This is a genomic window from Frondihabitans sp. Leaf304 (assembly GCF_001423105.1).
Taxonomy (GTDB): domain Bacteria; phylum Actinomycetota; class Actinomycetes; order Actinomycetales; family Microbacteriaceae; genus Frondihabitans.
In genome coordinates, this window is sequence record NZ_LMNV01000002.1 from 323628 (window position 1) to 342202 (window position 18575).

Sequence of the window (18575 nt, forward strand, 5' to 3'; positions counted from 1 at the left end):
GCATGCCCATTTCACGCCCGATTCGCCCGTTCGCGCAACTGCGCCAACTCATCCACACCGTGACCGAGAAGCTCTGGCTGTTCTCGGGCTGGACCTGGGTCGCCGCCGGGTCTCTCGTCGGCTTCGAGGTGTTCGAGATCATCTTCACGAGCTTCGCCCTCGCGCCCGAGCTGCTACCCGTTGTGCTCGTCGCGATGGCCCTCGCTTATGTCTGGCGCGAACGTCTCGCGTCGTTTCGACAGCACCTCAGGATCCGCCGCCGCGCCGCAAGGGTCGCCCGGCACGCGGCACCGTGAGACCTCAAAATCAGCCCGGCGGCGCCGCTGAAACCCGTCGATTGTGAGGTCTCACCGCGCCACGCAAAAGCGGGCCGCCCCCGAAGGGACGACCCGCTTGAGAAGGGAAGGTGTTACTCGGCGACGACCGCGAGGGGCTTCGACGTGAGCTTGTCTTCGTTGATCTCTTTCATCGCGACGGAGAGAGGCTTGTCGTCGATGGTCGAGTCGACGAGCGGCCCCACGTTGTCGAACAGCGACCCCTCGTGGAGGTCGGCGTAGTAGTCGTTGATCTGACGCGCGCGCTTCGACGCGAAGATGACGAGTGCGTACTTCGACTCGACCTTCGAGAGCAGGTCGTCGATGGGCGGGTCGATGATGCCCTTGTTCCTGTCGGCCATGGTGCCTCCTAAGCTTTCGGATGCCTCGTGGCACGAGCGGCCGCGGGCATTGCCATCAAGTCTACGACCTCTCGGGCCGCTTCGCTGACGTCGTTGTTGATGACTTTGTGGTCGAACTCGTCCTGCGCGGCCAGCTCGACCTTGGCGGTCTCGAGGCGACGCTGCTGTTCGGCGGTGTCTTCGGTGCCGCGGCCGATCAGTCGGCGAACCAGTTCGTCCCACGTCGGGGGCAGCAGGAACACCAGCACGGCCTCGGGCATGACCGCGCGCACCTGACGGGCACCCTGGATGTCGATCTCGAGCAGCACGCTCTGACCCTTGTCGAGAGCGGCGTCGATCGGGGGCCGCGGCGTGCCGTAGCGGTGCGAGTTGTGCACGGTGGCGTACTCGAGAAGTTCGCGGTCGCGGATCATCCGGTCGAACTCGTCGTCGGTGACGAAGTAGTAGTGCACTCCGTCGATCTCGCCCGGGCGCGGTTTTCGCGTCGTGGCCGACACCGACAGGTGCACGTCGTAGTTCTCACGGATGTAGCTCGAGACGGTGCCCTTGCCGACGGCGGTCGGCCCGGCGAGCACGACGAGCTTCGATTTGAGGCGCCCACGGGCCTCCCGCTGCGAGAGCCAGTCCCCCAGGATCACGCGTTGGCGCACACCCAGACCGCCGACTCGCTTGGAGTCGGCGATGCCGAGCTGCTCCATGATGCGCGCGACACGGGTCGGCCCGATGCCGGGGATGCTCGTGAGGAGCTCGCGCACTCGGAGGGTCGCCTCGGGTGCGGTGACCTCGCCGGCCCAGGCGGCGTCGGCGACGTCGAGCGCGGTGCGACGGCGCTCCGAGACGTCGTGCTTGACCTCGGCGCGGGCGCGGCGCGCGGCGACGGCGGCTTTCGCGGCGGCGGCACGGTCGACGGGCGGCGGCGTCATGCGAGGCATGCGGTCACCTCGTCGGAAGCTCGCCGAGCGGCGTCGCGAACACCCGAAGGGCCGGACCCGAGGATCGACCGCGACGCCGAGACCAGCACGCTGGCGGCGGCGGGGCCGAAGAGGCTCTTCACATCGCCGTACCGGGCTCCCTGCGCACCGAAGCCGGGAGCGAGGATGGGGGTCGACGCCAGCTGATCGAGGGCGATGCCGTAGTCGGCGAGGTCGAGAGTCGCGCCCAGCACGAGACCGACGTCGCCGAGGTCGGCAGCTATCGGCGCGACGCGGGAATCGCCCTGGTCAGAGGCGGAATTGTCGTTCAGCACATCGTTGACGATACCGGCTGCGACCGTCTTGCCGCTCGCCAGGCGCGCCGTCTGGGTGAGGCGGGCCTCCGGGTTCGACGTCGCGGCCAGAACGAAGACGCCGCGACCGGTCTCCCGCGCCCGCCGCAGGAAGCCGGCGTTGGCGCCGAGCCCCTGATAGGCCGCGCAGGTCAGGGCGTCGACGCGCAACGGCGAGTCGTCGGCGAACCAGGCGTCGCCGTACGAATCCATCGTCGTGCCGATGTCGCCGCGCTTGGCGTCGCCGATCACGAGGAGGTCGGTGTCGCGAGCCGCCTGCAAGACGTCTTCGAGAGCGGCGAAACCCTGGGAGCCGTACCGTTCGTAGAAGGCGACCTGCGGCTTGACGATGCCGACGGATCCTGCGGTCTGTTCGATCACGGTCAGCCCGAACGACCGAACGCCCTCCGCCGACACCGGGAGCCCCCACTCCTCGAGGAGGAACGGGTGCGGGTCGATGCCGACGCAGAGGTGGCCGTAGCGGTCGAACGACGCCGCCAGGCGGCTGCCGAATGACGCACCGCCGGCGGCGTCGCTCACAGCGCGGCAGCCCGGTCGAGGCCCGCCTGACGCTCCACTGCATAGTCTTGCAGGCTCGTCACGTCGTAGCCCGTGTGGATCGACTCGATGGAGGCGACAGCTGCCTGCAGCTGCGCCATCGTGGTGAAGAGGGCCTTGTCGGCCGCTACCGTCGCCGCGCGGATCTCGTAGCCGTCAGCCCGGCCGCTGGAGCCCGACGGCGTGTTGATCACGATGTCGACCTCGTCGCGGTTGATCAGGTCGACCACGCTCTCGCCGCCCTCGGAGTACTTGCCGACGATGCGCGTGGTGATGCCGTTGCGGATCAGGACGGTCGCCGTGCCCTCGGTTGCCGTGATCTCGAAGCCGAGCTGCTGCAGGCGGAGAACTGGGAGCACGATCGCGCGCTTGTCGCGGTCGGCAACGCTGACGAAGACCACGCCGGAGGTTGGGAGCCCGCCGTAGGCCGCCGTCTGGCTCTTCGCGAACGCGAGCGGGAAGTTGCGGTCGATGCCCATCACCTCACCGGTGGAGCGCATCTCGGGGCTGAGCACGCTGTCGACGACCTGGCCCTCCTTGGTGCGGAAGCGCTTGAACGGGAGCACGGCCTCCTTGACGGAGATCGGCGAATCGAGCGGCACATCGGAGCCGTCCTGGACCGGAAGAAGGCCCTCCTCGACCAGAGAGCGGATGGACGCGCCGACCATGATGCGCGAAGCGGCCTTGGCCAGCGGGATGCCGAGCGCCTTCGAGACGAAAGGCACCGTGCGGCTGGCGCGCGGGTTGGCCTCGAGCACGTAGAGCACTCCGGCGGCGATGGCGAACTGCACGTTGAGCAGGCCGGAGACTCCGATGCCCTCGGCGATCTTGAGGGTAGCTTCGCGGACCCGATCGATCTCGCCCCGACCGAGCGTCACCGGCGGAAGTGTGCAGCTCGAGTCGCCGGAGTGGATGCCGGCCTCTTCGATGTGCTCCATGATGCCGCCGACGTAGAGCTCGGTGCCGTCGTAGAGCGCGTCGACGTCGATCTCGACCGCGTCGTCCAGGAAGCGGTCGACCAGCAATGGCTGGCCGTGGCCGATGACGACCTCGTCGCGGGTGCGCTCGAAGTAGTCGGCGAGAAGCTCGGACGAGTAGACGATCTCCATGCCGCGTCCGCCGAGCACGTACGACGGGCGGACGAGGACGGGGTAGCCGATCTCGTCCGCGACGGCCACGGCGCTCTCGAAGTCGGTTCCGGTGCCGTTCTTTGGGGCGAGGAGACCGGCCGCGTCGAGGATCTTCGAGAACAGACCGCGCTCTTCGGCGGAGTCGATCGCGTCGGGGCTGGTGCCGAGGATCGGCACGCCGGCCGCCGCGAGGCCCTGGGCCAGGCCGAGAGCGGTCTGGCCGCCGAGCTGCACGACGACACCCACGAGCTCGCCCGCCTGGCTCTCGGCGTGCACGATCTCGAGGACGTCCTCCAGCGTGAGGGGCTCGAAGTACAGCCGGTCGCTGGTGTCGTAGTCGGTGGAGACCGTCTCGGGGTTGCAGTTGATCATGATCGTCTCGAAGCCCGCATCGGACAGGGCGAACGAGGCATGTACGCAGGAGTAATCGAACTCGACGCCCTGCCCGATGCGGTTCGGGCCGGAGCCCAGGATGATCACCTTGCGGCGGTCGGAGGGCACGACCTCGGTCTCGAAGTCGTACGACGAGTAGTGGTACGGCGTCGTGGCGGGAAACTCCCCCGCGCAGGTGTCGACGGTCTTGTAGACCGGGCGGAGGCCGAGGTAGTGGCGGTGGTCGCGGATGTCGTGTTCGAGACGACCGCGGAGCTCGGCGATCTGTGCGTCGCTGAAGCCGTGGTCTTTCGCCTCTTCCATGACCTCGTACGAGAGCTCGTCGGCTGCGGCCACCCGCTCGGCCACCTCGTTGATCAGCACGATCTGATCGATGAACCAGGGGTCGATCTTGGTCGATTCGAAGACCTGCTCGGCGGTGGCGCCGGCGCGGAGGGCCTGCTGCACCGTGACGATGCGGCCGTCGGTCGGGACGCTCGCGAGTTCGAGCAGGGCGGCGACGTCTCCGGGCTCGCCCTTCCAGTGGAAGCTCGAGCCGCGCTTCTCGAGCGACCGGAGCGACTTCTGGAGGGCCTGCGTGAAGTTGCGGCCGATGGCCATGGCCTCGCCGACGCTCTTCATGGTGGTGGTGAGGGTGGTGTCGGCGGCCGGGAACTTCTCGAAGGCGAACCGCGGCACCTTGACGACGACGTAGTCGAGCGTGGGCTCGAACGAGGCCGGGGTGACCTTGGTGATGTCGTTCTGGATCTCGTCGAGGCGGTAGCCGATGGCGAGCTTCGCGGCGATCTTGGCGATCGGGAAGCCGGTGGCCTTCGACGCCAGGGCGCTGGAGCGCGAGACGCGGGGGTTCATCTCGATCACGATGATGCGGCCGTCGGCCGGGTCGATCGCGAACTGGATGTTGCAGCCACCGGTGTCGACGCCCACGCGACGGATGATGTCGATGCCGATGTCGCGGAGCTTCTGGTACTCGCGGTCGGTGAGGGTCAGCGCCGGGGCGACCGTGATCGAGTCGCCGGTGTGCACGCCGACCGGGTCGAAGTTCTCGATGGAGCAGATCACGACGGTGTTGTCGGCCGTGTCGCGCATGAGCTCGAGCTCGTACTCCTTCCAGCCGGTGATGCTCTCTTCGAGCAGGACCTCGGTGGTCGGGCTGGAGTGCAGGCCGTCCGAGACCATGCGGGTCAGCTCTTCGGGCGTGTGGGCAAAGCCCGACCCGAGGCCGCCCATGGTGAACGAGGGGCGGACGACCAGTGGGTAGCCGAGATCGTCTGCAGCGGCGAGGGCTTCGTCGACCCGGTGCACGATGTGCGAGCGCGCGACATCGGCACCCGACTCGAGCACGAGTTCTTTGAAGATCTGGCGGTCTTCGCCCTTCTGGATCGCTTCGACCTTCGCGCCGATGAGCTCGACGCCGTGCTTGGCCAGGATGCCGGCCTCGTCGAGCGCGATCGCCGCGTTGAGGGCGGTCTGGCCGCCGAGGGTCGGGAGCACCGCGTCGGGGCGCTCCTTGATGATGATCGACTCGAGCACCTCGGAGGTGATCGGCTCGATGTAGGTCGCGTCGGCGAAGTCCGGGTCGGTCATGATCGTCGCCGGGTTCGGGTTGACCAGGATGACGCGCACGCCCTCTTCGCGGAGGACGCGGCAGGCCTGCGTGCCCGAGTAGTCGAACTCGGCCGCCTGGCCGATGACGATCGGGCCGGAGCCGATGACGAGGACGGAGTTGATGTCGGAACGCTTGGGCATCAGTTGCTTTCCTTGGGGTCGGCCTGGACGGCGTCGGCCGTCGATGAGCGCTCGATCACGAGAGCGCGGAACCGGTCGAAGAGATGGTTGCTGTCGTGGGGGCCTGCGGCGGCCTCGGGGTGGTACTGCACCGAGAAGGCGGGGATGTCGAGGGCGCGCAGCCCCTCGACGACGTTGTCGTTCAGCGAGAAGTGGCTGACCTCGACGCGGCCGAAGCCGGCGGGCGAGTCGAGCACTCCGTCGATGGGGGCGTCGACGGCGAAGCCGTGGTTCTGACTTGTGATCTCAACGGTGCCCGTGGTCTTGTCCCACACCGGCTGGTTGATGCCGCGGTGGCCGAACGGAAGCTTGTACGTGCCGAAGCCGAGGGCGCGACCGAGCAGCTGGTTGCCGAAGCAGATGCCGAAGAACGGTGTTCCGTCGCGGAGGGCGCTCTGCAGCAGTTCGACCTGGGAGTCCGAGGCAGACGGGTCGCCGGGGCCGTTCGAGTAAAAGAGCGCATCGGGCGCGAGGGCCTTGAGCTCGTCGACCGTTGTCGACTGCGGAAGCACCATCACGTCGAAGCCGCGCTCCGAGAGGTAGCGGATCGTCGAGGTCTTCACGCCGAGGTCGAGCACGGCCAAGGATCCGACACGGTCGCCGACCGCAGGAACGTCGTACCGCTCCCGCGTGGAGACCTGGCCGCTGAGGCTGAGCCCGCGCATGTCGCGGCCGTTCTTCACGATGGCGAGTTGCTCGTCGTCCGGGAGCCCGGCCTCGTCGCCCGAGAAGATGCCAGCCTTCATCGACCCGACGTCGCGGAGGCGGCGGGTGATGGCGCGGGTGTCGACCGAGCGGATGCCGACGATGCCGTCGTCGGTGAGCTGCTCGTCGAGACTGCCCTGGGCGCGGTAGTTCGACACGACGCGGCTGGCGTCGCGGACGACGAAGCCGGAGACCCAGATTCGGCTCGACTCGGGGTCTTCGTCGTTGACACCGGTGTTGCCGATGTGCGGCGCCGTCATGACGACGATCTGCCCGGCGTAGGACGGGTCGGTGAGGGTCTCCTGGTAGCCGGTCATGCCGGTGGCGAAGACCGCCTCGCCGAGGGTGCGCCCGGTGGCGCCGTAGGGGCGACCGACGAAGCGGGTGCCGTCTTCGAGAACGAGGACGGCCGTGTTCGCGGTGGACGAATCTGTCACGAGGTTTTCTCTCCAGTGCTGATGAGGGTGCTGATCGCGGCGACGAGTTCTCGGGGATCGTCGGAGTCGCGGAGATAGGTGTCGACGTCGAGGTCGCCGAGGCGCCAGCCGAGCTTGATCAGCCCGTCAGTCTCGACGACTCGATCGATGGTCCAGGTCGAGCGGCCGACGTCGCGCAGGTCGGCTCGGGCGATGAGGATCGGCGGCTCCCCCGCGATGTCGAGCACGACACCGTCGGGGTGGACGCTGACGACGGCACGGCCACGGAAGCCGAGGCCACCGACCACGATCCGGTCGAGCCGGTCGGAGGCTTTTGTCGTGGCGACGTAGAACAGGTCGCGCTCGGCAAGGAGCTCGCCGAGTTCGGCGGAGGCCGGTGCCGGGGTCGGACGGGTCACGTCGGCCTGTCGTCGTCGTCGCGCGAGCCAGCCCGCGCGCATCCAGAAGTAGATGCCCACGGCCGCGACGAGGAACCCGGCGCCGATCAGCCAGCGGATCACGGAGCGCCGACCAACGCGGCGGCGTGCGCGGAGACCGTCTCGGTGTCGACGACGGCGCCGTCGAGCACGGTCGCGTAGCCGCCGTGGAATGTGGCCACGACTCGCCCCGGCAGCTCGCGCTCGAGGTAGGGCGAGTTGGTGCTCTTGCCGGCGAGGTCGTCGATCGAGAAACTCCTGCTCACACTTCGATCGTAGAGCGTGATCTCGGCCGGCGAGCCCACTCCGATCGGCTGACCCTGTCCGCTGACCTGCCCGATACGGGCGGGAGCGGCCGAGAGCACTCGCTCGACGCCCGCCCAGTCGAGGAGGCCGGTGTCGACCATGGTCTTCTGGACGACGCTCAGCGCCGATTCGAGGCCGACCATGCCGTTGGCCGCGCCCGCCCACTCGCACGACTTCGCCTCGGCGGTGTGCGGAGCGTGGTCGGTCGCGACGATGTCGATGGTGCCGTCGGCCAGGGCGCCACGGAGAGCTTCGACGTCTTCGCTGCGGCGGAGCGGCGGGTTGACCTTGTAGCGGGCGTCGTAGGTCGAGACCAGGTCTTCGGTGAGCAGCAGATGATGCGGAGTCACCTCGGCGGTGACCTCGAAGCCCCGCGACTTCGCCCAGCGGACGACCTCGACGCTGCCCGCGGTCGAGACGTGGCAGATATGAAGGCGGGCGCCGACGTGGTGCGCGAGCAGCACGTCGCGGGCGATGATCGCTTCTTCGGCGACGGCCGGCCAGCCGCCGAGCCCGAGCGTCGCACTGAGTTCGCCCTCGTTCATCTGCGCACCCTCGGTAAGGCGCGGCTCCTGGGCGTGCTGGGCGAGCACTCCCCCGAAGCCCTTGATGTATTCGAGGGCTCGGCGCATCAGCAGCGGGTCGGCGACGCAGAGCCCGTCGTCCGAGAAGACGCGGACGGCCGCGCGCGAGTTCGCCATCGCGCCGATCTCGGAGAGGTGGGTGCCCTTCAGCCCTTGTGACACCGCGCCGATAGGCCGGACGGTGACGTAGCCCGCGCGATCTCCGAGGGCCTGCACCTGCTCGACGACACCGGCGGTGTCGGCGACCGGCGACGAGTTCGCCATCGCGTTGACCGCCGTGAAGCCACCCTTCGCGGCGGCGCGCGAGCCGGTCAGAACCGTCTCACTGCCCTCGAATCCGGGTTCGCGCAGGTGGGTGTGGAGATCGACGAGGCCCGGCAGCGCGAGGAGGCCGTCGGCGTCGATGACCGTGGCGCCGGCCTCGGACAGGTTCGTTCCGAGCGCCTTGACGGCTGCGCGGGAGGCGGTGCCGCTGGATCCTGGTCCGAGAAGGATGTCGGTGGTGCGCCCGTCGCTGAGGGTCGCGCCCTTGAGGAGGTAGTCGTTCATCGTTGGTCTCTTCTCAGTTCGTGACGCCGGCGGCGAGTGTCAGATACAGCACGGCCATGCGGACGGAGACACCGTTCGTGACCTGTTCGAGCACGGTCGATCGGGGCGAGTCGGCCGCCTCGTCGCTGATCTCGAGCCCGCGGTTCATCGGCCCGGGGTGCATGACGAGGGTGTGCTCGGGCAGCCCGTGAAGGCGTGCTGCGCTCAGGCCCCAGGAGCGGGCGTACTCCCGGCCGTTGGGGAAGAACGCGTCGTTCATGCGCTCCTGCTGGATGCGCAGCATCATCACGACGTCGGGCTTGACTCGTGCCAGCGCCTCGTCGAAGTCGTAGAAGACGTCGGCGTCGAAGGCGGCGACGCCGTTCGGCAGCAGCGTCGGCGGGGCCACGAAGGTGACGTGGGCGCCGAGGGTCTTCAGCAGCCAGGCGTTCGATCGGGCTACGCGGGAGTGCAGCACGTCGCCAACGATCATGACCTTGACGCCGTCGAGGTCGCGTCCGCGACCGGAATCGCCGAGGATCCGGCGGCGCATCGTGAACGCATCGAGCAGGGCCTGTGTCGGGTGCTCGTGGGTGCCGTCGCCAGCATTCACCACGCCGGCATCGACCCAGCCACTGGTGGCCAGCACGCGGGGTGCGCCCGATGCCGGGTGCCGGATCACGATACCGTCGGCGCCCATCGCGGCAAGCGTCTGTGCGGTGTCTTTGAGCGACTCGCCCTTCGAGACGCTCGACCCCTTGGCCGAGAAGTTGATCACGTCGGCGCTGAGGCGCTTGGCCGCAGCCTCGAACGAGATACGCGTGCGGGTGGAGTCTTCGAAGAAGAGGTTGACGACCGTGATGCCGCGCAACGTCGGCAGCTTGCGCACCTCGTGGGTCGAGACGGCCGCCATGTCTTCGGAGATATCGAGGATCTGGATGGCCTCGTCGCGCGACAGGTCGGCAGTGCTCAGGAGGTGCTTCACGACGCTCCCCCTTCGCTGTGAGCGTCGGTTCGCTCGTCGGCGATCGCCACTTCGTCGAGGGCGTCGACCGGTTCGAGCCGGACGAAGATGCGCTCGGCTGTCGAGGTCGGGAGGTTCTTGCCCACGTAGTCGGCGCGGATCGGCAGCTCACGGTGACCGCGGTCGACCAGGACCGCGAGCCGGACGGCTTTGGGACGGCCTATGGCGCTCAGCGCGTCGAGGGCTGCTCGGATCGTGCGGCCGGAATAGAGCACGTCGTCGACGAGCACGACGGTCTTGCCGTCAATACCGCCGCTTGGCACGGTCGTCGGCCTGGGCGCACGGGTTGGCTGCCGGCGGAGGTCGTCGCGGTAGAGCGTCGCGTCGATGGCCCCAACGGGAACGGCCTGGCCGCTGATCGACTGGAGGACCTCGCCGATGCGATCGGCGAGAACGACGCCGCGAGTGGGAATACCCATCACGACGAGATCGTCAGCGCCACGGTTGCCTTCGAGGATCTCGTGGGCGATGCGCGTGAGCGCACGGGTGATGTCAGCCTGACTCAGCACGGTGCGTGTGCTCAATCGGACCTCCCTTCTCCGTCTCTCTGGACGGCTCTTAAAGGTGGGTCGTAAGAACGTGTCCAAGCCTAGCGGTCTCGGCGGGCCGGCCCGTGCTCTCGAACGCGCCGGTCAGACCGCGGACGCGCGCATGAGGTCGTAGAGGTCGATATCGTTCGCCTCGAAGACGTCGATCAGGGCGTCCGCGTCGTTCGCTCCGAAAAACGTGAATTCGGCGTCGGTGATCGGTATCGCCATCAGCCACTCGATGTGGGTCTCGTCGCCGACGAGGGGTTCGAAGTCGCCCGCCCATCCGAACGGGTACCAGATGAGCGCGTGCGGCGTCGTGACGTCTTGCCCGTAACCTTCGAAGACCCGCGGGAAGACGCGCTTCGGCTGGATCTGGAAGCGGTCGTGGGCCAGATTGAACGCACACGTAGACAGACCGCCCGAGAACGCGGTCGTCGAGTCGGCAGCGATGCCGACGACTTCGACTCGAAGCTGCCGCGGGCCGATCACCGTGTCGTTGTCGAACGCGCTCATGCCGATCGTGGAGTACGAGATGAGTCCGGGTCGGGGTGACGGTGTGCAGCTCAGGATCTCGACCGAGTGCGCTTCAGACTCGTCGGAGAACTTCACGACCCGGGGTGTACCGCCGAAGATTCCGGCGGCCGTTCTCGCGATCGTGCGGAGGTCGGTCACGGGAGGTACGGCAGCGCGACCTCTTCGCGCGTCGTGTTGTCGACGAACTTCCGGGCCCCGCTGGGCTCGATGACGAAGGTGAGATCGGTGCCGACCGGAAACCCGTAGATGGCGATGACGGCGGGCTCGATTTCCGCGACTGCATTGAAGTCGGCGACCCTGATGTTGCCGGGCGTGTTGATGAAGGTCTCGTTGTCGTCTTGCGACAGGAATCTCCAGCCGTTGTCTTCGGGCGCGACCGGTGCCTCGCGGAAGGCCCAGCCGAGCGGGCTCGAGCCATCGAGGATGCGAGTCGATGCGAGCGAATCGCCCGCATGCCTGATGAATTCAGTGGTCACGGAGGTACTTCTCCATTCGGGCGACAGCTGCGGTGCGGTACGGCACCTTCCCCTAGCTCCAACCTAGGCGCGCGTCGCCGATTCCGAAAGCGGCGGGTTCGGTGCTGCACACAGCAAAGCGGCGGCGACGGCGGTCCGAAGACCACCGTCGCCGCCGCAAACGAGCGTGCGCGCGGGGCGCCGCTCCTAGTTCTCGAGCTGGGCGTCGAGCGTGATCTCGACTCCGGTCAGCGCCTTCGAGACGGGGCAGGTCGCCTTCGCCTCGGCGGCGGCCTTGGCGAAACCGTCGGCGTCGACGCCCGAGACCTCGCCGCGCACGGTGAGGTGGATGCCGGTCAGCTTGAAGCCGCCGTCTGCCTTGTCCGGGCCGAGGGTGACGTCGGCCTTGACGTCGAGAGCCTCGACGGTGCCGCCGGCGGCACCGAGGATCGCCGAGAACTGCATGGCGTAGCACGACGAGTGAGCGGCGGCGATGAGCTCTTCGGGGCTGGTGGCTCCGTTGGCGTCGTCAGCCGCACGCTTCGGGAACGACACGTCGTAGGTGCCGATCTTCGACGAGCTGAGTTCGACCTGGCCGGATCCTTCTTCGAGGCTTCCGTTCCAGGCGGTGCGAGAGGTGCGAGTGGGCATGATGTCTCTTTTCTTGAGGGGTGGGAATGCGGAGTCGGAGAAGTCAGGCGGCCTGGCGGACGTGGGCTGCGACCGTGGCGATCTGCTGCTGCAGGGAGCGAAGGGCCTCAGGATCCAACCCGGTCGCCTGGCAGATACCGTCTTGGATCGAGGCGGTCGCGCCCCGCAGCTCGCTGCCACTCGCGGTGAGTGACACCTCGACGACACGCTCGTCGCCCGGCGTGCGGGTGCGAGTGACGTGGCCGGAGGTCTCGAGGCGACGGAGCAGGGGCGACAGCGTGCCGGAGTCGAGGTTGAGTCGGTCGCCGAGGTAGCCGACGGTGACGGGCCCCTCTTCCCATAGCACGAGCAACACGAGGTACTGGGGGTAGGTGACGCCGAGAGGCTCGAGCAGATCGCGGTACCGCGCCGTCAGCGCCCGCGACGCGCTGTAGAGCGCAAAGCAGATCTGCTCGTCGAGCAGGGGCGTCGGTGCGGTGGGCATGACGATCACAATAGCACATTGCGCGCAATAGTGTCGTGCACAACTAATCGTCCCGGCAAAACGCCGAGTGCCGCCAGATGCTCTCGCCCGGGCTGGGCGGAGAGCATTCGGCGGCACTCGGCGTGAGAGGCCCCGCTAGGACGCGGTCGTGGTCGCGATCCGGCCCAGCAGTCCGTTGACGAAGCTGCCCGAATCGTCGGTCGACAGGCTCTGCGCGAGCTCGACGGCCTCCGAGATCGCCACGGCGTCGGGGATGTCGTCGTTGTGCGTGAGCTCCCAGATGCCGATGCGCAGGATGGCCCGATCGATCGTGGGCATCCGGGCCAGAGTCCAGCCCTGGGAATACGTTTCGATCAGCTCGTCGATCTCGGGGCGATTCTCGATGACGCCCTGAACGATATCGCGCGCGTAGCCCCAGCTCGAGTTGCGCTCGGGGGTGTCGAGCGCACGCTGCGTCTCGGCGACGAGTGCGTCGTCGATCGAGATCTGGCGGATGTCGGCGACGTAGAGCACGTCGAGGGCGCGCTTACGCGCTTTGGTGCGAGCACTCATTGTGGAGGCGCGACCTAGTCGTTGACGCGGCCGAGGTAGCTGCCGTCGCGCGTGTCGACCTTGACCTTGGTGCCGGTCTCGAGGAACAGCGGCACCTGGATCTCGTAGCCGGTCTCGACGGTGGCGGGCTTGGTGCCGCCGGTCGAGCGGTCGCCCTGGAGACCGGGCTCGGTGTAGGTGACCTCGAGAACGACCGACGCGGGAAGCTCGATGTACAGCGGGTCGCCGTCGTGCAACGCCATCTGCACGTTCTGGTTTTCGAGCATGAAGTTCTTCGAGTCGCCGACGATCGTGGCGGGCACGTTGATCTGGTCGTAGTCGGTGGTGTCCATGAACACGTAACCGTCGGCCTCGGCGTACAGGTAGGTGTATTCGCGGCGGTCGACATTGGCGAAGTCGATCTTGGTGCCGGCGTTGAACGTCTTGTCGACGACCTTGCCGCTCATCACGTTCTTCATCTTGGTGCGGACGAACGCCCCGCCCTTGCCGGGCTTGACGTGCTGGAACTCGATGACGTTCCAGAGCTGGCCGTCGAGGTTGAGAACGGCGCCGTTCTTGATGTCGTTGGTAGTCGCCATGCGAGGAATCCTTTGAAGATGAGAGAAAAGTGGCTGGTGCACGGCACCCCGAGGGATGCGGCACGTCGGCCGGATTCGGCCATCGACAAGTGTAGCCGACGCTCGGATCCCGGACACGGGAGCGAGCGCTCGGCGAGCAATTAGGGGGTGAGCCGCTCCCGGAGGAACGCCACCATGCGCTCGCGAGCCGCCAGCGCCGGGTTGCCCGGCCGCTCGCGCACCTCGCTCGTGATCACCGAGTGCGCGTTTTTCGAGAAGCCGCCCTCGTTGCCGGGCGAGGAGTCGAGTTCGATCATCTCGAACGCGTCGCCCATGCGGTTTTTCAGGGTCGCGAAGCGCGCGGCCTGAGCGGCGCGGTCACCCGAGAAACGCAGGCCGAGCGCGCAGACCTCGCCGGCAGAGGCCCGGGCGGCCACGCGGTCGAATTCGGCAGGCGAGAGGCCTGGATCCTTGGCCCGCGCCTTTCCGAGAGGAAACGGAACGGAGGGCTGGCTCAGCACGGACGCCGAGACGGAGTCGTCGACAGCCGCCGCGAGAGCGAAGCCGCCGGTGAAGCACATGCCGATCACGCCCACCCCGGTGCCGGGCGTGCGCGCCGCGAGGTCGGCGGCCACTGCTCGCAGGTAGTCGGTGATCGGCCGATGCGCACCGACTGCGAAAGCCCTAAATTCTGCGGCGACGCAGAGACGAGCGACCACGCCCAGGACGTAGCCCATGGTCGGCGCACGGCCCGGCTCGCCGAAAGGCGAGGGCACGACGACGGTGAAGCCCTCGTTGACGAGGTGGTCGGCGAGCCCCAGCACCTCGGGCGTGATGCCCGGCACCTCGGGGATCAGCACGACGCCCGGGCCGGAGCCCTTCTCATAGCAGTCGTAGGTCAGCCCGCCCCCGGTGAAGGGCGCAACGGCCCAGCCGTCGAGTGTGGACACGGGAGCGGAAGGCGTCATGCGGCTCATCGTAAGCCGGATGGGTACGGTGTCGTCATGGGAGTCCACAGGTCGTGAGCGACGACGAGCCCTACGTCCCGTTGAACCGTCGCCCGAACCCCGACCTCGTCTCGTACGGGCCGACCAACGACGACTCCCCCGGGTTCACCATCGGCCTGTGGGCCACTGAGGCCCTCCTGTTTGCCGTGGTTCTCGGCGGATTCACCGTGCTGAGGCTCCTCGGCGATCTCGTCAACGTCGTCACGGCGCTCGCCTCGATGCTGCTGTTCGTGGCTCTCTACGCGATCATCCTTCGGGGTCGGTTGCGAAAGCCGTCGAGGTCGGGTTCGAGATACGTACTGCGGATCCTCGCCGTCGTCCTGGTGCTCGCAGCAGTGGTGGCGACGACGCTGCTCGGAGTGCGTACCGCCGCGGGAACGCCGACGGGTGAACTCGTGCTCCCGGCCGTCGGCACCTGGGTGCTCGGTCAGGCCGCGCTCGTGGCGGCGTACTTCTCGCGAATGTTCCGAAGTCTCGCCGAAGGCGCCGACCCTCGCGGTCGCACTTCGGGGCCGTCGTAGCGTCACCTCGGAAGCCTCCGCCGAGGCTCTAGCGGTGCGCCTGCTCCAGCGTGCCCTGCTGCTGCTCGGCGACGTGCTGCTGGTTGGCGTCGTCCTCGTGCTTGACGGCGTCCTGCCGGCTGGCGACGTCCCTCCGGTCGGCGACGCGCGCCCCCGCGGCGGCGACCGCGAACCGGTACGAGTCGAGGCCGAACCCGGCGATGATGCCGGTCGATACGGCGGAGATGACGCTCGACTGCCGCGACTCCCCCTGTGATACCGGGTTCGTGAGATGCGCCTCGATCACCGGCAATCCGGCCTCGACGACCAGCGCGGCCGCGTCGCGCAACCCGTACGAGTAACTCGTGAACGCGGCGGGGTCGATCACGACACCCCAGCCCCGGTCGGCAGCCTCGTGAAGCCACGAGATCAGTTCGGCCTCGTCGTCGGTCTGCCGAGCCACGACGATGATCGACGGATCGACGGATTCCAACGCGACCAGGAGGCCCGCCGCAGTCCCCGACGACACCGAGTGCGCCGACGGATACCGCGAGTCGGGCCCGCCGACCTCGGGTGCAGTGACGACGAGCACTGTTGCGTGAAGGGCGGTCGTCACGACCCGATCTCCTGGTAGGCCGCGAACAGCAGACTGGAGTCGGGCGCCTCGAGCACTGTCGGCCGGGCCGTGTCGTCGAGCACGATGAAGCGCAGCATTCCGGCCCGGGTCTTTTTGTCGCGCTGCATCGTTGCGAGCAGGGTGTTCCAGCGGCCGGTCGGGTAGCTGATCGGCAGACCGAGAGACACGAGGATCCGGCGGTGCCGATCCACGACCTCATCCGATAGGCGCCCCGCCAGCCGCGACAGCTCGGCGGCGAACACCATGCCGACCGAGACAGCGGCTCCGTGCCGCCACTGGTAGCGCTCGGCGTGCTCGATGGCGTGGCCGAGCGTGTGCCCGTAGTTGAGGATCTCGCGGAGCCCGGCCTCGGTGAAGTCTTCGCCGACGACGCGCGCCTTGAGACCGATCGCGAGTTCGACGACGCGCCGGAACTCCGGGGTCGACGGGTCGACGACGCGGTCGACGTCGGCCTCGACGATGTCGAGGATCTCCGGCTCGGCGATGAATCCCGCCTTGACGATTTCGGCGAAACCGGCGAGGACGTCGTTGCGCGCAAGGCCGTCGAGCAGATCGAGGTCGACGAGCACGCCGGCCGGGGCGTAGAACGAGCCGACGAGGTTCTTGCCCTCGGCGGTGTTGATGCCGGTCTTGCCGCCGATCGACGCGTCGACCATGCCGAGCACCGTGGTCGGGATCTGTACGAGCTGGACACCGCGGAGCCAGGTGGCCGCGACGAATCCGGCGAGATCGGTCGTCGCTCCGCCGCCGAGGCCGATGACGGCATCGGTCCGGGCGAAGTCGGCCTGGCCGAGGATCTGCCAGCAGAAGGATGCCACCTCGACGCGCTTGCCGGCCTCGGCGTCGGGGATCTCGGCGATGAGCGCCTCGAAACCGCGGGCCAGCAGCGACTCGCGGAGGGCCGTGGCCCGGGCGCCGAGCGGCGGGGCGTGCACGATGAGGATCTTTTTGGTCTGCGGGCCGAGGAGGTCGGGAACCTCCGCGACGACGCCGCGACCGATTCGCACGTCGTAGGGCGAGGCGCCGGAGACGGAGATGACGGTCGCCGGCGTACCCGCCGTCGACGTCTCGGCGGTCTGATCGGTCTCTGGTGCGTCGGTCATGAGGGCTCCGTTTCGACCCACGCCACGATGTCGTCCACGACATGCGAGAGGGGTCTGTTCGAGGTATCGAGGGTGAGGTCGGCGAGCGAGGCATAGATGGGGGCGCGCTCGGCAGCGATGCGCATCCACGCCGCAATGCCGCCCTGGTGAAGGAGGGGACGGTCGGATCCTCGGATTCGGGATTCGACTGCCTCGGGAGTGACCGTCAGGAGAACGACCCGCTCGTCACGGAGTCGGACGCGGGTGCCCTCGTCGAGAACCGCCCCACCACCCAGCGACACCACGACGGTGCCCGCGAGGGCAGAGGTGACCGCATCGCGCTCCAGTTCGCGGAACCCGGGTTCGCCGAGCGACTCGAACAGGGCGGGAATCGGGCCGTGCTCCTTGACGATCTCTTTGTCGGTGTCGACGAAAGCACGACCGAGGCGTTTGGCGACCCGGCGGCCGACGCTGGTCTTGCCGGCCCCCATCGGGCCGATCAGCACGACCGGGCGGTGACGCTCTTCCGACATCAGAACTGGGTCGCGGGGGCGCCGCTCTCGGTCGTCGTCGTGAGGAGCTCGGGAATGGCCGCCAGGTAGTTGGTCATGTTGCGGCTCGTCTCGTCGATGGAGTCGCCACCGAACTTCTCGAGCACGGAGTTGGCGAGGACGAGAGCGACCATCGCCTCGGCGACGACGCCGGAGGCCGGAACCGCGCAGACGTCGGAGCGCTGGTGGTGGGCGCTGGCCGTCTCGCCGGTGGCGACGTCGACGGTCGCGAGAGCGTGCGGCACGGTCGCGATCGGCTTCATGCCGGCACGGACGCGAAGCACAGTGCCGGTCGACATGCCGCCCTCGGTACCACCGGCACGATCGGTGTCGCGAGAGATGCCACGACTCGTCTGACGCAGTTCGTCGTGCGCCTCGGATCCGCGGCGGGTGGTGGTCAAGAAGCCGTCACCGACTTCGACGCCCTTGATCGCCTGGATTCCCATGAGGGCTGCGGCGAGCTGCGAGTCGAGACGGCGATCCCACTGCACGTGCGAACCGAGGCCGGGCGGGAGGTTGTAGGCGAGCACCTCGACGACACCGCCGAGAGTGTCGCCGGCCTTCTTCGCGTCGTCGACCTCCGCGACCATCAGGGCCGACGTCTCGGGATCGAAGCAGCGCAGCGGATCGCCGTCGAGCGCCTCGAGGTCGTCGAGCGTGGGCAGGGGCCGACCCTCGGGCACGCGGACGGGTCCGATCGAGAGAGTGTGGCTGACGAGCTCGATGCCGAGCTCGGCCAGGAACGACTTCGCGACAGCACCGAGGGCGACCCGGGCCGCGGTCTCGCGGGCACTGGCACGCTCCAGGATGGGGCGAGCGGAGTCGAAGCCGTACTTCTGCATGCCGACCAGGTCGGCGTGACCGGGTCGGGGCCTGGTTAGTGGGGCGCTGCGACCGCGGGATGCCTCGCTCACCTCGACCGGCTGGGGGTTCATGACCTCTTCCCATTTCGGCCATTCGGTGTTGCCGACGCGCAGCGCGATGGGACTGCCGATCGTGCGCCCGTGGATGACACCACCCGAGATGTGCAGCTCGTCTTGCTCGAACTTCATGCGCGAGCCCCGGCCGTAGCCGAGCTTGCGGCGCGCAAGGTCGCTCTGGATGTCTTCGAGGAACACCGGCACACCGGCCGGGATTCCTTCGAGAACGGCAATCAGTTCGGGGCCATGAGACTCACCCGCGGTCAACCATCGAAGCATGTGTCGATTGTTCCACACGCGACGGTT

At 68.1% G+C, this 18575-nt stretch carries 22 protein-coding genes; 2 read left to right on the plus strand and 20 right to left on the minus strand.

What is annotated here, in order from left to right; all coding sequences use genetic code 11:
* Positions 1-2 precede the first annotated feature (2 nt).
* Positions 3-296 (plus strand): hypothetical protein, encoded by a 294-nt coding sequence (locus tag ASF54_RS01445; RefSeq protein ID WP_055957911.1) that lies wholly within the window; start codon positions 3-5, stop codon positions 294-296.
* Positions 297-409: 113 nt separating this feature from the next.
* On the opposite strand, the gene rpoZ is transcribed toward ASF54_RS01445, so the two are convergent.
* The 16 genes from rpoZ to ASF54_RS01525 form a co-directional block, all read right to left on the minus strand.
* Positions 410-676 (minus strand): DNA-directed RNA polymerase subunit omega, encoded by a 267-nt coding sequence (gene rpoZ, locus ASF54_RS01450; protein ID WP_055957913.1) that lies wholly within the window; start codon positions 674-676, stop codon positions 410-412.
* Positions 677-684: 8 nt separating this feature from the next.
* Complete coding sequence (gene gmk / locus ASF54_RS01455; protein WP_055957916.1) at positions 685-1608, minus strand: guanylate kinase; 924 nt, start codon at positions 1606-1608, stop codon at positions 685-687.
* Positions 1596-2480, minus strand: a complete 885-nt coding sequence (pyrF, locus tag ASF54_RS01460; RefSeq protein ID WP_084815865.1) for an orotidine-5'-phosphate decarboxylase — start codon at positions 2478-2480, stop codon at positions 1596-1598. Before pyrF ends, gmk begins: the two co-directional genes overlap by 13 nt.
* Entirely contained in the window at positions 2477-5770 is a 3294-nt protein-coding gene (gene carB, locus ASF54_RS01465; RefSeq protein WP_055957919.1) for a carbamoyl-phosphate synthase large subunit, read from the minus strand. Before carB ends, pyrF begins: the two co-directional genes overlap by 4 nt.
* Positions 5770-6951: a glutamine-hydrolyzing carbamoyl-phosphate synthase small subunit gene (gene carA, locus ASF54_RS01470; RefSeq protein ID WP_055957920.1), complete on the minus strand. Its 1182-nt coding sequence runs from the start codon at positions 6949-6951 to the stop codon at positions 5770-5772. Before carA ends, carB begins: the two co-directional genes overlap by 1 nt.
* The gene (locus ASF54_RS01475; RefSeq protein ID WP_055957923.1) at positions 6948-7451 is read right to left on the minus strand and encodes a PH-like domain-containing protein; all 504 of its coding nucleotides are present in this window, start codon (positions 7449-7451) and stop codon (positions 6948-6950) included. The genes carA and ASF54_RS01475 overlap by 4 nt, the downstream gene beginning before the upstream one ends.
* Positions 7448-8806: a dihydroorotase gene (locus ASF54_RS01480; protein WP_055957926.1), complete on the minus strand. Its 1359-nt coding sequence runs from the start codon at positions 8804-8806 to the stop codon at positions 7448-7450. Before ASF54_RS01480 ends, ASF54_RS01475 begins: the two co-directional genes overlap by 4 nt.
* Positions 8807-8819: 13 nt before the next feature.
* Positions 8820-9770, minus strand: coding sequence for an aspartate carbamoyltransferase catalytic subunit (locus ASF54_RS01485; protein ID WP_055957930.1), 951 nt, complete (start codon positions 9768-9770; stop codon positions 8820-8822).
* Complete coding sequence (gene pyrR, locus ASF54_RS01490) at positions 9767-10333, minus strand: bifunctional pyr operon transcriptional regulator/uracil phosphoribosyltransferase PyrR (RefSeq protein ID WP_055957933.1); 567 nt, start codon at positions 10331-10333, stop codon at positions 9767-9769. The genes ASF54_RS01485 and pyrR overlap by 4 nt, the downstream gene beginning before the upstream one ends.
* A gap of 108 nt (positions 10334-10441) precedes the next feature.
* Positions 10442-11011, minus strand: a complete 570-nt coding sequence (locus ASF54_RS01495) for a suppressor of fused domain protein (RefSeq protein WP_055957936.1) — start codon at positions 11009-11011, stop codon at positions 10442-10444.
* Complete coding sequence (locus tag ASF54_RS01500) at positions 11008-11349, minus strand: immunity protein Imm33 domain-containing protein (protein ID WP_055957939.1); 342 nt, start codon at positions 11347-11349, stop codon at positions 11008-11010. Before ASF54_RS01500 ends, ASF54_RS01495 begins: the two co-directional genes overlap by 4 nt.
* Before the next feature lie 186 nt (positions 11350-11535).
* Positions 11536-11979 carry an OsmC family peroxiredoxin gene (locus ASF54_RS01505; protein WP_055957942.1) on the minus strand — a complete coding sequence of 148 codons (444 nt, stop codon included), beginning with the start codon at positions 11977-11979 and terminating at the stop codon, positions 11536-11538.
* A 43-nt stretch (positions 11980-12022) separates the two neighbouring features.
* Positions 12023-12463: a MarR family winged helix-turn-helix transcriptional regulator gene (locus ASF54_RS01510; RefSeq protein ID WP_055961835.1), complete on the minus strand. Its 441-nt coding sequence runs from the start codon at positions 12461-12463 to the stop codon at positions 12023-12025.
* Between the two features lie 135 nt (positions 12464-12598).
* Positions 12599-13015, minus strand: a complete 417-nt coding sequence (gene nusB, locus ASF54_RS01515; protein ID WP_055957945.1) for a transcription antitermination factor NusB — start codon at positions 13013-13015, stop codon at positions 12599-12601.
* A gap of 14 nt (positions 13016-13029) precedes the next feature.
* Complete coding sequence (gene efp / locus ASF54_RS01520; protein ID WP_055957947.1) at positions 13030-13593, minus strand: elongation factor P; 564 nt, start codon at positions 13591-13593, stop codon at positions 13030-13032.
* Positions 13594-13733: 140 nt separating this feature from the next.
* A complete protein-coding gene (locus ASF54_RS01525; RefSeq protein ID WP_055957950.1) occupies positions 13734-14540 on the minus strand; it encodes a dienelactone hydrolase family protein in 807 nt (268 codons plus the stop codon).
* A gap of 53 nt (positions 14541-14593) precedes the next feature.
* Between ASF54_RS01525 and ASF54_RS01530 the strand changes: the two genes are divergently transcribed.
* Complete coding sequence (locus ASF54_RS01530; protein WP_055957954.1) at positions 14594-15100, plus strand: hypothetical protein; 507 nt, start codon at positions 14594-14596, stop codon at positions 15098-15100.
* A gap of 28 nt (positions 15101-15128) precedes the next feature.
* Here the strand turns inward: ASF54_RS01530 and ASF54_RS01535 are convergent, their stop codons facing one another.
* Genes ASF54_RS01535 through aroC form a run of 4 tightly spaced genes read right to left on the minus strand, consistent with a single transcriptional unit; the run spans position 15129 to position 18548 of the window.
* Positions 15129-15695, minus strand: a complete 567-nt coding sequence (locus ASF54_RS01535; RefSeq protein ID WP_055957957.1) for a type II 3-dehydroquinate dehydratase — start codon at positions 15693-15695, stop codon at positions 15129-15131.
* Positions 15692-16819, minus strand: a complete 1128-nt coding sequence (aroB, locus tag ASF54_RS01540) for a 3-dehydroquinate synthase (protein ID WP_055957960.1) — start codon at positions 16817-16819, stop codon at positions 15692-15694. The genes ASF54_RS01535 and aroB overlap by 4 nt, the downstream gene beginning before the upstream one ends.
* Positions 16816-17331, minus strand: coding sequence for a shikimate kinase (locus ASF54_RS01545; RefSeq protein WP_055957963.1), 516 nt, complete (start codon positions 17329-17331; stop codon positions 16816-16818). The genes aroB and ASF54_RS01545 overlap by 4 nt, the downstream gene beginning before the upstream one ends.
* Positions 17331-18548 carry a chorismate synthase gene (gene aroC / locus ASF54_RS01550; protein ID WP_055957967.1) on the minus strand — a complete coding sequence of 406 codons (1218 nt, stop codon included), beginning with the start codon at positions 18546-18548 and terminating at the stop codon, positions 17331-17333. The genes ASF54_RS01545 and aroC overlap by 1 nt, the downstream gene beginning before the upstream one ends.
* Positions 18549-18575 lie beyond the last annotated feature (27 nt).